This window comes from Dongia sp., assembly GCF_041905885.1.
Taxonomy (GTDB): Bacteria; Pseudomonadota; Alphaproteobacteria; order Dongiales; family Dongiaceae; genus Dongia.
On sequence record NZ_JAYRKD010000005.1, the window covers coordinates 152607 to 165994 of the forward strand.

At 67.0% G+C, this 13388-nt stretch carries 11 protein-coding genes; 7 read left to right on the forward strand and 4 right to left on the reverse strand.

All coding sequences use genetic code 11. The annotated features are described in order from the left end of the window. Window positions 1-79: 79 nt before the first annotated feature. From ACH2CY_RS06960 to ACH2CY_RS06970, 3 genes are all read left to right on the forward strand, one after another. On the forward strand, window positions 80-499 hold the full coding sequence (locus tag ACH2CY_RS06960) for a hypothetical protein (RefSeq protein ID WP_395017488.1): 420 nt from the start codon (window positions 80-82) through the stop codon (window positions 497-499). Window positions 500-633: 134 nt separating this feature from the next. Next, window positions 634-1944: a glutamine synthetase gene (locus ACH2CY_RS06965; RefSeq protein WP_395017491.1), complete on the forward strand. Its 1311-nt coding sequence runs from the start codon at window positions 634-636 to the stop codon at window positions 1942-1944. Window positions 1945-1958: 14 nt separating this feature from the next. After that, window positions 1959-2753 carry an N-formylglutamate amidohydrolase gene (locus ACH2CY_RS06970; protein WP_395017493.1) on the forward strand — a complete coding sequence of 265 codons (795 nt, stop codon included), beginning with the start codon at window positions 1959-1961 and terminating at the stop codon, window positions 2751-2753. On the opposite strand, the gene ACH2CY_RS06975 is transcribed toward ACH2CY_RS06970, so the two are convergent. Both ACH2CY_RS06975 and ACH2CY_RS06980 read right to left on the reverse strand, forming a co-directional pair. Then, window positions 2750-3328, reverse strand: a complete 579-nt coding sequence (locus ACH2CY_RS06975; protein ID WP_395017495.1) for a hypothetical protein — start codon at window positions 3326-3328, stop codon at window positions 2750-2752. The two genes, ACH2CY_RS06970 and ACH2CY_RS06975, sit on opposite strands and share 4 nt — an antisense overlap. Next, a complete protein-coding gene (locus ACH2CY_RS06980; RefSeq protein ID WP_395017497.1) occupies window positions 3328-3645 on the reverse strand; it encodes a hypothetical protein in 318 nt (105 codons plus the stop codon). The genes ACH2CY_RS06975 and ACH2CY_RS06980 overlap by 1 nt, the downstream gene beginning before the upstream one ends. Window positions 3646-3864: 219 nt before the next feature. On the opposite strand from ACH2CY_RS06980, the gene ACH2CY_RS06985 reads away from it, so the two are divergent. From ACH2CY_RS06985 to ACH2CY_RS07000, 4 genes are all read left to right on the forward strand, one after another. Continuing rightward, window positions 3865-5361: a CoA-acylating methylmalonate-semialdehyde dehydrogenase gene (locus ACH2CY_RS06985; protein WP_395017499.1), complete on the forward strand. Its 1497-nt coding sequence runs from the start codon at window positions 3865-3867 to the stop codon at window positions 5359-5361. Continuing rightward, window positions 5361-6404, forward strand: a complete 1044-nt coding sequence (locus tag ACH2CY_RS06990) for an extracellular solute-binding protein (RefSeq protein WP_395017501.1) — start codon at window positions 5361-5363, stop codon at window positions 6402-6404. The genes ACH2CY_RS06985 and ACH2CY_RS06990 overlap by 1 nt, the downstream gene beginning before the upstream one ends. A 127-nt stretch (window positions 6405-6531) precedes the next feature. Next, entirely contained in the window at window positions 6532-7926 is a 1395-nt protein-coding gene (locus tag ACH2CY_RS06995; RefSeq protein WP_395017503.1) for an amidase, read from the forward strand. Window positions 7927-8001: 75 nt separating this feature from the next. After that, window positions 8002-9852 carry an AsmA-like C-terminal region-containing protein gene (locus tag ACH2CY_RS07000; protein WP_395017505.1) on the forward strand — a complete coding sequence of 617 codons (1851 nt, stop codon included), beginning with the start codon at window positions 8002-8004 and terminating at the stop codon, window positions 9850-9852. Between the two features lies 1 nt (window position 9853). On the opposite strand, the gene ACH2CY_RS07005 is transcribed toward ACH2CY_RS07000, so the two are convergent. Continuing rightward, window positions 9854-11935 (reverse strand): putative bifunctional diguanylate cyclase/phosphodiesterase, encoded by a 2082-nt coding sequence (locus tag ACH2CY_RS07005; RefSeq protein WP_395017508.1) that lies wholly within the window; start codon window positions 11933-11935, stop codon window positions 9854-9856. 157 nt (window positions 11936-12092) lie between these two features. After that, complete coding sequence (locus ACH2CY_RS07010; protein WP_395017509.1) at window positions 12093-13328, reverse strand: benzoate/H(+) symporter BenE family transporter; 1236 nt, start codon at window positions 13326-13328, stop codon at window positions 12093-12095. Window positions 13329-13388 lie beyond the last annotated feature (60 nt).

Here is a 13388-nt window from a genome sequence, read left to right on the forward strand (position 1 = left end):
ATGTGAACCTCACCCCGCGCTCAATTCAGGCGATGCCGAAGAAAGTGGCGCTGCCGCCTTTAAGGAGTGAAGACCGCTTATGCGATTGTCATTCGTATTCACAATCGCGCTACTCATCTCAAGCAGCGCCCACGCTGATCCGATGTTCAATCCATCGGCTATGATCGCGTCGCCGGGTCAGTTCACGGGTTATCTAGACTGGATCGCCAAGACCAAGTTTACCGTCGAGGGTGTTCCTGATGAAGTTGTACGGGACTGGACCATCTGCGGGTCAAAGGTCATCTACGATTTTATGACGCCCGCCGAGCGCGACGAAATCGACGGCGCCGCGCAGACGACTGGTCTGACCGAAGCGCAGTTGTGGGCGTTCTCCAATAAGGTGGCGGAGACCCTCCGGCGCTTCCAGCCAGGCACTTTCGACAATGCGATCCGCAATTCATGTGGTGCATACGCGGACGCGTTCACGCAGCATCGCCGTAAGGCGCTTAAGCTTGACTAAGGCCTGCTACTGACCCAAAGCGGACATTGACGCCGAGAGATGGCGAGATCGGCGCATCCCCGGGGGGAGACCGCGCCGGTTTGTTCAGGCATTATGCCCGCCGGGGATTCGCGTTTCGAAAGGGGTGAGCGGCGGTGCATAAAGAAGCCTTCGTGATGGCGGTCTACAGCGATTTCGCCGGCCAGGTGCGCGGCAAGGGCTATCCGGCGCGGGAGCTCGACGAGCGCTGGGAGAAGGGCGTCGGCTGGACCCCGACCAACGTCATGATCAACTGCTTCGGCGCCATCCCGGCGACCCCTTGGGGCGCTTCCGGCGACCTGCTGCTGCGGCCGGACCGCGCCGGCGATTGCGTGATCGATTTCGGCGACGGTAGCCATGTCGAACGCTTCATCCTCGGCAATGTCGAGGAACTGGACGGAAGTCCCTGGGCCTGCTGCCCGCGCTCCTACCTGCAGGCAGCGATCAAGGAACTCGCCGACGACTTCGGCCTCCACCTGCGCGTCGCCTTCGAGCATGAGTTCACCCTGGTGGATCTGGAGGCGCGCCTCGGGTCCGCCTATGGGCTGGAGGCGATCCGGCAGATCGACGATTTGCCGGAGGTGATCCTGGCCGCCATCGACCGCGCCGGCCTGGAGCCCGACACCTTCCTGCCGGAATATTCGCCGGGCCAGTTCGAGGTCACGGTGCGCCCTGCCTTGGCGCTGGAGGCCGCCGATCGCGCGGCGAAGCTGCGCCAGATCGTGCGCGCCGCCGCGCGGCGCAAGGGCTGGCGCGCGAGCTTCACCCCGATCATGAAGCCCGGCGGCGTCGGCAACGGCGTCCACATCCATTTCAGCCTGGAAGACAAGAACGGCAAGCCGCTCTCCTATGATCCCAAGGGCGCCAACGGCGTCTCCGCCGCCGCGGCGCCCTTCATCGCCGGCATCCTGGCGCAGGGCCGGGCGCTTTGCGCGGTGACGGCGCCGAGCCGCATCTCCTACGACCGGCTGCGGCCCAATGCCTGGAGCGCCTCGGTCACCAATCTCGGCGCGCGCGACCGCGAGGCCCTGGTGCGCATCTGCCCGGTCTCCGAGAAGCCCGGCGCCAAGGTCGAGAAGAGCTTCAACTTCGAATACCGCGCCGCCGATGCCGCGGCGACGCCGCATCTGGCGCTGGGCGCGATCCTGCGCGCCGGGCTGATGGGACTGCGCGGCAAGCTCGCCTTGCCAAAGGCCGCGACGGTGATCGAGATCGCCCGGATGTCGGACGCGGAGAAGAAGGCCAACGGCATCGAAGCTTTGCCGTCGAGCCTCGGCGACGCGCTGGACCAGTTGGAGAAGGCGCCCGCCGCCTTGATGCCCGAGGGATTGAAGATGCCCTATCTCATGCACAAGCGCGGCGAGCTGCAATACACCGCCGAGATCGAGCGCGAGACCCTGTTCTCGATGTATGCGCAAGTCTACTGAGCGGATCCTCACCCATGCCGGCACCTGAATGGCGCGGCTTCGCGCCGGGCGATCCCGATCCCGTGCTCAGCCACGGCGCCGAGCGCCCCTCGCCCTTCCTGCTGGTCAGCGATCACGCGGGCAATGCCGTGCCCAAAGGGCTGGGCGACCTCGGCCTCTCCGCCGCGCATCTCCAGGACCATATCGCCTGGGACGTCGACATCTGGCCGATCGCCATCGCGGTCGCCGACGCGCTGGATGCGCCGCTGTTCGGGCAGGCCTATTCGCGGTTGGTCATCGACAGCAACCGCAAACCCACGGCGCGCGACAGCATCGCCAAGGTCAGCGACGGCGTCCTCGTGCCGGGCAATGCCGACCTCACGGAGGCGGAGTGCAAGCGGCGCTACGAATTGATCATGCGCCCCTATCAGGACCGGATCGCCGCCGAGATCGCCCGGCGCCCGAAGCCGCTCTGCATCGTCGCGATGCACAGCTGCACGGCGCAGCTTTCCGGCGGCAAGCTCCGGCCCTGGCATATCGGCGTCATCAGCGGCCCGGACGATCGGATGCGGCGGCGGGTCTTCGATCTGCTCGCCGCGGATTCCGGCGGCCTCGTGATCGGCGAGAACGAGCCCTATGTCGTCAGCATGGAGAATGACTACACCCTGCCGGTCCACGCCGAGGCGGCGGGCATCCCCTATGTCGAGTTCGAGATGCGCAACGACAGCTACAAGGATGCGGCCAGTCGCAAACGTGCCGCGGCGCTGCTCGCGCGGGCACTCGGGGGTGCGTTCACCGAGATACAGACGCTGGGCAGCCCAGCCGCTTAGAGGCCCGCGGCGAGGAGCTTCGCCCGCACGCCGCGGGCGCGGAAGCCCCAACCGAGATCGCCGTAGCCCTCGACCACATCCTCGAACATCGCCTCGGAGAGCTGCGACCCGCCGACCGGCTTGTTCGGCATGAGTTTGAATGCGTCAGCCATGCCGCGCTTGAACTGCGTGCTCGGCCAGAAGGCGCCGGTTCCGTCGCCAATGTCCTTGGTCCACAAGAGCGCCATGTAGGCGGTGACCGCACCGACGAAAGTGCTCGCAATGGTCTTGTCGGCTTCCGGGTCGCGACTTCCGAGCACCGGGATCAGCGAGGTATTGCTCAGCCACAGCACGGCCAGCGTTGCGACGGCGATCATCGCCACCGCCGCCAGAATCCAGATCTCGATCAGCCACCGGCCGATGCTCGGCCAGCGATGCATGATCCCGCGGCCAGCGAGCATGGATACGACCGCGCCGCCGGCGATCCCGATGCAGAGCTGAGCCGGCAGCAGGCCGCCGGTATACATGCGGATGCCGAGGATCACGCCGAGCAGCGCGGGTAGCCCCTTGATCGCGCTGCCGAGCCCGAAATCCACTAGATGGGGCTCCCGTTCATGTCCCACTTGTGCGCCGCCGGATGCGTGCAACGGCGGATCAACTTGCCTGATGTGTCCGTGACGATCTGGATATCGGCGACCGGCGGGGCGCCGATGCGGCAGACGACGCCCGCCACCGCCAGCAGCGTGTTGACGGAGGCGAGGCTGGACGTGAAGGCGTCGGAGAACTGCGCTTGATCCGCCGCGGCGCGATTGAGTTGGAGGCGATGCAATGCCGCGACATGTTCGAGGCCGGTCAAGATTGCCGGACGGAGTTCCTCGTTCCGGAGTTCCAGGTTTTTGATCGCATCAGCCATGACGACCTCCCGCGCACCCGTCGATACTCTATGAAGGAAGTCGGCCGTGCGAAATCACTCTCGGCGGCAGAAATCCGCTAAATATATTGAGCATACCGATAAATATGTTGACCACCGCCCCCGGCCTTCGCTTATATCCCTGGCTCCAGCGATCCGCGCTCGCCGCAGCGCGTCGCTGACCTATATTGCCACCCAAATCCGAACACCCGGGAGAGCGTCATGAGGACCATCCATCATTTTATCGGCGGCCAGGAAGTCCAGGGGAAGAGCGGCCGCTCGGCCGAGGTCTTCAACCCGGCGACCGGCGAAGTCCAGGCCAAGGTGGCGCTCGCCTCGAAGGCTGAGCTCGACGCCGCGGTGAAGGTCGCCGCCGCCGCTTTCCCCGGCTGGGCCGGCACCCCGCCGCTGACCCGCGCCCGCATCATGTTCAAGTTCAAGCAGCTCTGCGACGAGCGCGCCGACGAGATCGCCGCGGCGATCACCGCTGAGCATGGCAAGGTCATCTCCGATGCCAAGGGCGAGCTGACCCGCGGCCTCGAAGTGGTCGAGTTTGCCGCCGGCGCGCCGCAACTGCTGAAGGGCGAGTTCTCGGAGAATGTCGGCACCAATGTCGATTCCTGGGCGATCCGCCAGCCGCTCGGCGTCGTCGCCGGCATCACCCCGTTCAACTTCCCGGCCATGGTGCCGATGTGGATGTTCCCGATCGCGCTGGTCGCCGGCAACACCTTCATCCTGAAGCCGTCGGAGCGCGATCCCGGCCCGACCCTGCTGATCGCCAAGCTGCTGAAGCAGGCCGGCCTGCCGGACGGCGTCTTCAACGTCGTGCACGGCGACAAGGAAGCGGTCGATGCGATCCTGGAGAACCCGGAAATCCAGGCGGTCTCCTTCGTCGGCTCGACGCCGATCGCTGAATACATCTATCACACGGGCACCGCGCATAATAAGCGCGTGCAGGCTTTGGGCGGCGCCAAGAACCACATGATCGTCATGCCGGACGCCGACATGGATCTCGCGACCGACGCGCTGATGGGTGCGGGCTATGGCTCGGCCGGCGAGCGCTGCATGGCGATCTCGGTCGCGGTGGCGGTCGGCGACAAGGTCGCCGACACCATCGTCGACAAGCTCGCGCCGAAGGTGCGCGCGCTCAAAGTGGCGCCGGGCACCGATCCGGAGGCCGAGATGGGCCCGCTGGTCACCAAGCAGCATTTCGAGAAGGTGAAGTCCTACGTCGATCTCGGCGTCAAGGAAGGCGCCAAGCTGGTGGTCGACGGCCGTTCGTTGAAGCTGCAGGGCTATGAGAACGGTTACTTCCTCGGCGGTTGTCTGTTCGACAACGTGAAGCCGGAGATGCGGATCTACAAGGAAGAGATCTTCGGCCCGGTGCTCTCGGTCGTCCGCGTGCCAGACTATGCGAGCGCGGTGAAGCTGGTGAACGAGCACGAATACGGCAACGGCACCGCGATCTTCACCCGCGACGGCGACGCCGCCCGCGAGTTCGCCTCGAAGATCAAGGTCGGGATGGTCGGCGTGAACGTGCCCATTCCGGTGCCGATGGCCTTCAACAGCTTCGGCGGCTGGAAGCGCTCGCTGTTCGGCGATCATCACATGCATGGGCCGGAGGGCATTCGCTTCTACACGCGCCTGAAGACCATCACCTCGCGCTGGCCCACGGGCATCCGCGCCGGCGCCGAGTTCGTCATGCCGACCATGAAGTAATGGTGCGACTGTCCCGCCGCACGCTTCTGGCTTCGCTGGGTGCCTCGCTGACGCTGCCGGCGTCGGCGGCACCCGGCAGCGGCGGGGAGATCGTGTTTGCGACCTGGGGCGGGACCGAGATCAAGAATCTCACCCGCGCCTTCGCCACCCCGTTCCAGAATGCCGGCGGGCCGACCATCGTCTTCGACGGCACCGGGCCGACCGAAGGCGCCATCCGCAACATGGTCGATTCGGGCGATGTGGGCTGGGACGTCTGCGATGCCGATGGATATTCGGCGATCCGCCTCGGCCGCACCGGTGCGCTCAGTGCCATCGACTATTCGATCGTCGACCGCAATCTGATCGAGCCGCCCTTCGCCTTCGACCATGGGGTCGGCGGCTATACCTATGCCTATGTGCTGGCCTACGACACCGAGCTCTACAAGGAGCAGCCGCCGCAGAACTGGGGCGACTTCTGGGACGTGAAGCGGTTCCCGGGCAAGCGCGGCCTCTGGCGCTGGATGAACGGCGGCTTCGAGGCGGCGATGCTCTCGGCGGGCGCCACGCGCAACAAGGTCTATCCGATCGATCTCACCGTGGTCATGGACCGGCTGAAGCAGCTGAAGCCGCATCTCCAGACCTGGGAGAGCGGCGCGCAGTCGAAGCAGATGCTGGTCGACCGGGTGGTCGGCATGTCCTGCATCTGGCACAGCCGCGCCGTGCAGTTGGCGGCGGAGACCAATGGCCGGATTGGCTGGACCTGGGCCGACGGCATCCTCTATCCCGGCGTCTGGGTGGTGCCGAAGAACAACCCGGCGGGATCGCAGGCCTTCAAGTTCATCGCCTCGATGCAGGAGGCGCAGCGTCAGGTCAACTTCACCGGCCTGCAGGGTGTCGGCCCCTGCAATCCCAACGCCACCCAGGCGATGCCGGCGAGTCTGAAGTCGCTCGACCCCACCCAGCCGGAAAACCGGGCGCAGCTGGTGACGGTCGACAGCACCTGGTGGGCGGACAACTACGACCTCGCCATGAAGCGGTTCCAGGACCTGCTGAACCAGGCGTAGCGACCGGGCCTCGAGCACGTAAATTCGCTGTCAGGGCAATCCCGGACTGGTCTTCGGGAAGACGTTCCTTTACCAATACAGGTAAATCGACCTAGGTCGACCTGCCTGCGCTCGAGCCCGAGACCCCATGGAATTGCCGCTCCATCTCCTGCCCGCGACCCGGTTGCTTGAGCTTTACGCTTCCCGAGAACTCTCGCCGGTCGAGGCGACCAAGGCCGCGCTGGCCGCCATCGAGCGGCACAACCCGCGATTCAATGCCTTCTGCGTGGTCGATCAGGAATGCGCGCTGAACTACGCCCGGCAGTCGGAGGCGCGCTGGAAGGCCGGGGAAACCCTGGGGCCGCTGGACGGCGTTCCCACCACGGTCAAGGACCTGATCCTGGCGCGCGGCTGGCCGACCTTGCGTGGCTCGCGCACCGTTGACCCGGATCAGGATTGGGACGCGGACGGCGTGCTGGTCGCCAGCTTGCGGCGTTCGGGCGCGGTGCTGCTGGGCAAGACCACGACACCGGAATTCGGCTGGAAGGGCGTCACCGACAGCCCGGTTCACGGCATCACCCGCAACCCCTGGAAAGCCGAGCTGACCTCCGGCGGCAGCAGCGGCGGCGCCGCGGTGGCGGCCGCCTGCGGCATGGGCGCCTTGCATGTCGGCACCGACGGCGGCGGCTCGATCCGGATTCCCGCCAGCTTCACCGGCGTGGTCGGATTCAAGCCGACCTATGGCATCGTGCCGCGCCACCCGCCTTCGCCCTACGGCACGCTGTCGACCGGCGGACCGATCACCCGCAGCGTCGCCGATGCCGCGCTGATGATGGAGGTGCTGACCGAGCCCTTCCCCGCCGACTTCTACGCCCTGCCGATGGAGGACCGCGCCTTTCGCGCCGGGCTCGCGCGTGGGATCAAGGGCTGGCGCATTGCCTTCTCGCCGACGCTCTCCGGGGCCAGGGTCGATCCGGAGATCGCCGCGATCGTCGCCGCGGCGGCCAAGCGCTTCACCGAGCTCGGCGCCAACCTGGTCGAGGTGCCGCCGGTGCTCGAGGACAGCCTGCTCGCCTTCCAGCACCACTGGTTCGTCGGCGCCGCCGTGCAGGTGCGCGGCATGACGGCGGCGCAGCGCCGCAGGCTCGATCCCGGCTTTGCCTATATCGCCGAGCAGGGCAGCCGCCTGCCCGCGGTGGAATACGCCGCCTCGATCAAGGCGCGCGAGGCCCTGGGCTCGAAGATGCTGGCCTTCCTGCAGTCCTGGGACCTGCTGATCACGCCGACCATGCCGATCGCGGCCTTCGCCGCCGGATCGGATTATCCGCCCCAGGCCGGGCGCGGCGAGTGGAACGACTGGACCCCCTTCACCTATCCCTTCAACCTGACCCGCCAGCCGGCCATCTCGGTCCCCTGCGGCTTCACCAAGGCCGGCCTGCCGGTCGGGCTGCAGATCGTCGGTCCGATCCTCGGCGACCACCGCGTGCTGCGGGCCGCCCAGGCCTTCGAGCAGATTCAGCCGTTCCGGATGCCGGAACTCTAGCAACCCGGCTCAGGCCGCGGTGTTATTGGGCTGAGCGTAAGCCCGGGGCTGCGCCCCTTCCCTTCGGAGCCGCGCGTGCGCTTACGCCAGGTCGCGATCGTCATCCTCTCCCTGCTGCTGGTCCTGGTGTTGCTGGCCGGCGCCGGCGTGCTTTGGGCGATGAGCCTCGACTATCGCAGCTACGCCGAGCACAAAGGCAGCGAGGCGCTCGGCCGCCAGGTCACGATCGGTGCGCTGAAGATCGGCTGGGGCGATCCGCTCAGCATCGAGATCCGCGACCTGCGCATCGCCAACGCGGACTGGGGCACGCGGCCCGAGATGGCCAGCGTCGAGCACATCCTGGCGCTGGTCGACCTATGGCCGCTGCTCGACGGCACGATCCGCTATCGCCGGCTGGAGGTGACGCGCCCCGACATCCTGCTCGAGCGCGACGACAAGGGCACCGGCAATTGGAAATTCGCCGGTGGCGGCGGCGCGGATGGCGGTGGGGGAGGCGGCCTCGGCCTGATGCCGAAGGACCGGACCCAGTTTCCGACCCTGCTCGATTTCGCGCTGCAGACCGCGACCGTCACCTACCGCACCAGCAGCGGCAAGCCGCTGGTCATCGCCTTGAAGCAGGCCACGGTGCAGACGCCGGACGACGACCAGCCGGTCATGGTCACCGCCGAGGGCGCCTACAACGACCTCCCGGCGCGGCTCGAAGCGACCACGGATTCCTTCGTCCGTTTGCGCGATGCCTCCGTCCCCTTTGTCGAAGCCTTCACGCTGGCCAACGAGGACAGCAGGATTGCATTCGAGGGCCCGCTGATGAACCCACTGGACTTCGACGGCATCGACAAGGCGGCGTTGACCATCGAGACCAGGAATTTCGGCAAGCTGCTGGAAGCCTTCGATGCCGGCCTCTCCGCGGCCTTCCCGGTCAAGCTTAACGGCGCGCTCTCGCACCAGGGCAATCGCTGGCAGATCGACGGCATCACCGGCACGACGGCGGAGAACCCGGTCACCGGCCGCTTCGTGCTCGACGAAGGCCCGCGCGGCGGCACCGACAAGATGGCGGTCACGGCGCGCTACGACACGCTGGTCCTCGACAGCATGCTCGGCAAGCAGCAGGCCAAGACCGATTGGAAGTCGATCGAGCTCCAGCTGCCCGAAAAGACGGCACCGGCGATCCAGGCCGATCTTGCGGCCAAGCGGCTGAAATACGGCAAGACCACGCTGCCGGGCTTCGCCTTGGTCGGCAGCGCCGCGCCGGGCGCGGTCGATATCGACAGCGTCAAATTCGCCATGGCCGGCACCAGCTTCGAAGCGAACGGCACGGCGAAGCGCGACGGCAAGGCGACGCGGCTGCATCTCAATGCCGGGTTGCCCGGCGGCAATCTCGCCGAGCTGCTGAAGACTTTGGGCGCCGCGACGACGGAGATTGCGGGCAAGGTCAGCGCCCGGATCGCCCTCGATGCGCACGCGGCCAAGCTCGGCGAGATCCTGTCACAGGGCCAAGGCAGCGCGGTCTTCGCGATGACCGAAGGCAAGGTCTCGCGCGACGTCCTGGAAAAGGCCTCGGTCGATCTGCGCACCATCTTCCGCAAGGGCGAGGGCATGTCCGCGGTCAAATGCCTGCTCGGCATCGCCGTGGTGAAGGACGGCGTCGCCCAGATTTCGCCGCTGATCCTGCGGACCCCGGAAGCGACCTTGACCGGCGGCGGCACGATCGACCTCGCCAAGAACGCGGTCGATCTCACCATCCGCTCGGACCCGAAGTCGACCGGCTTCTTCGCGCTCGACATCCCGATCCGCATCTCCGGCGGTCTCGACGCGCCGAAGGCGGCACCGGATTCGAAGTCGAAGTTCGAGGCCGGCCTCGCGCTGCCGGAACTGCCGAAGCCGATCCGGAAGGTGGCGGAGGAAAGCCGCTGCCTGGAAGGTTGAGTTAGTTCGCGACCGCCTTGTCGCGTTTCAGCAGCCGCTCCATGCAGGCATCGGCGGTCAGCGGCTTGCCGAACAGCCAGCCCTGGCCGTATTCGCAGGAGAGCGCCCGCAGGAGCTCGGATTCCTCGTTGCGCTCGATGCCCTCGGCCACGACCTTGAGGCGGAACAGCCGCGCCAGCTGCAGGATCGCTTCCACCATCCGCACGCCGGCGGAATCGACGCCCATCGAGGAGACGAAGGAGCGATCGACCTTCAAGGTGTCGATCGGCAGGCGCTTCAGCAGCGAGAGCGACGAATAGCCGGTGCCGAAATCGTCCAGCGACAGGCCGGCGCCGATCGACCGCAACCGGTTCAGCAGGCCCAGGGTCACCTCGAAGTCGCGCATGACCGCGCTCTCGGTGATCTCCAGCTTCAAGCGCTGCGGTTCCAATCTGTTGGTGTCCAGCGCCGCGCGCACGATGTCCGGCAAGGCCGGCCCGTCGAGCTGGCGGCTGGAGACGTTGACGCTGACGAACAGTTCCGGGTCGGCGCCGGCGTCGATCCAGGCCCGCGCCTGGCGGCAGGATTGCTGCAGCACCCAGGTGCCGATCGGCACGATCAACCCGGTCTCCTCGGCGATCGGGATGAAATCCATCGGCGAGACCATGCCGCGGGTCGGGTGGTGCCAGCGCACCAGCGCCTCGAAGCCGGACAACGCGCCGGAATTCAAGTCGACGATCGGCTGGTAGAGCACCAGCAGCTCGTCGCGGCGCAGGGCCTGGTGCAGGTCGGCCTCGATGCGCAGGCGGTCGCGGGCGCGGCGCTGCATTTCGGGGTCGAACACGACCTCCTGCCCGCCGCCCTCGTCGCGCGCCTTGTTGAGCGCGGCGGTCGCGTCCTTGATCAGCTCGTCGGCGATCTCGTGATGCGGCTGCGCCTGCGCCATGCCGATCGAGAGCGTCAGCATGACCGATTCCTCGCCCATGGTGATCGGCTCTTCGGCGGCCTTCTTCACCCGGTTGGCGACGCGCACCAGATCGGTGTCGTCGCGCATCACATCGACCAGGATGCACATGGTGTTTTCCGACATGATGGTCAGCGTGTCGGTGGTACGCAGGGTGGTGATCAGGCGCTGCGACACCGCCTTCTGCACCAGGTCGCAGAAGGCCTGGCCATAGGCCTCGCGCATGGTCTCGTAGCGGTCGATCTGCAGCAGGATGATGCCGAAGTTCGCGGCGGTGACGGTGCCGCCGGCACGGTCGCGCCGCTTGGTCTTGATGATCGACTGGTTGATGCGGTCATAGAGCACGATCCGGTTGGGCAGGCCGGTCATCGCGTCGGTGAGCTTGCGCTCGCTGATGTCGCTGATCGAGCCCGCGACCCGCCAGGCCTTGCCGTATTCGTTGCGGAGCGAGGTGCCGCGCACCAGGAACCAGCGATAGGTCATGTTGGCGTGCTGGATCCGGCATTCGATCTGGAAGGCGAGCGAGATGCCTTCGAGATGGTTGCGCAAGGCCAGCTGGAACGCGTCCACGTCGTCGCGATGCAGCATGCCGACCCAGCTGTCCATGGTGTCGAGCACCGCGTCGCGATCGAGCCCGAGCAGCTCAAGGCAGCGCGGCGAGAAATAGAGCTGGTCGGTCTTGATGATCCAGTCCCAGATGCCGTCGCTGGAACCGGCGACGGCGAGCGCGAAGCGCTCCTGCTCGCTCTTGTTGGCGGCGATCGCCGCGCAGCGCGCGAGATGCGAGCGGATCCGCGCCATCGCCACGGGCAAATGCAGCGGCTTGGAGACGTAGTCGTCGGCGCCGTCGTTGAGCGCGCCGGCGACGAGGTCGTCCTCGCCGACATCGGACATCATGATGATCGGCAGCTCGTCGGGCCTGAGCCCCTGGCGCACGCGGTAAAGCACCTCGAGCCCGCCCATATCCGGCATGCTCAAGTCCAGCATGACCAGGTCGAAATGCTGCGCATCCAGCAGGTCGAGCGCCGCCTGCCCGCCGGCCGCGGCCGTGACGGTATAGCCCGCCTGGCGCAGCTGCTGTCCGAGCTGCGTCAGTCCGGCAATATCGTCATCCACGCAGAGGATATGCGCGATGCTCACCCTTCAGACCCCGATTACCCAAGAATCCCGATGCCCCGCATCATATACGCGATTCGTACCAAATTCTTAATTTCTTGGGATAAAAGCGTGAATCCGCGCGCGAACGTCCCGAGGACTCCGCGCCTAAGTCGTTGTCGGGGCAGGCTTGAAAGCCTTGTTACGCGCGGCTTCCCAAGCGGTGCAGGGCGAGCACCGCGCCGCCGGCCACCAGCCCCCAGAAGGCGGCGCCGATGCCGAAGACCGAGAAGCCGGACGCCGTGGTGACGAATGTCACAAGCGCGGCGTCGCGTTCCTTCGCGGCACTGAGGAAGGCGAGGCTCGACGAGCCGAAGGCGCCGAGCAGGGCCAAGCCGGCGACCGCCTCGATCAGGATCGGCGGCGAGGCGGTGATAAACCCGGCCGCGAACGGGGCCAGGATTCCCATCGCCACATAGGCGGCACCCGAGGTGACCGCGGCAATGTAGCGCTGCTTCGGATCGGGATGCGCATCGGGCCCGGCGCAGATCGCCGCGGTGATGGCGGCGAGATTGATCGCATGGCCGCCGAAGGGTGCGGCGATCAAGGTCGAGGCGCCGGTGCCGACCAGCAGCGGCGCCGACGGCGGCTCATAACCGTTGGCGCGCAGCACGGCGAAGCCCGGAATATTCTGCGACGCCATCGTCACCAGGAACAGCGGCAGTGCGATCGAGACCACGGCCGACCAGGAGAAGACCGGCGTCACCCATTCGAGCGCCGGCCATTGCCAGCCGCCGGCGAGCGGCGCCGCGGGAGCGGACTCGCTGCCGGGCAGCAGGCCGAAGGCAGCCAGCGCATACATCAACACTGCGATCACCACCGCGGCGGGCGCCGCGTAGAGCCGCGCGAAGCGCGCGACCACCACCCAGCCGATCACCACCGGCAGCGCCATCATCGGCACTTCGGCGACGGCCTTGACCGGCGCAATGCAGAAGCTCAACAGCACGCCGGCCAGCATCGAATTGGCGAGCGGCGCCGGGATCGCCAGCACCGCGCGGCCGAGCGGCTTCCACAGGCCCGCGACGACGACCAGCGCGCCGGCGATGATGAAGGCGCCGACCGCGGCGGCAAAGCCGCCTTCGATCACCCCGGTCGCGGCGAGCAAGGCCGCGCCCGGCGTCGACCAGGCGATCGCGATCGGCATGCGGTACTTCAGCCCGAACACGACCGCCGCGAGCCCCATCATGGTGCCGACGGCCAGCAATCCGGATTCCGCCTGGCCCGGGGTCGCGCCGACGCCGATCAGCCCCTGCAGCACGATTGCGAAGGAGCTGCCATAGCCGACCACCGAGGCCAGCAGGCCGGCAAGGATCGGCGGCCAGGGTCCGACCGCCTTCGCCGGCACGTCGCCGCCCATCGTCTCTGACCCAAGGCTCATCGCACTTCCCCAGCAACTGGCGGCGGCATTGCCCCCGCCTCGGCCTCTAGCTATACTGAA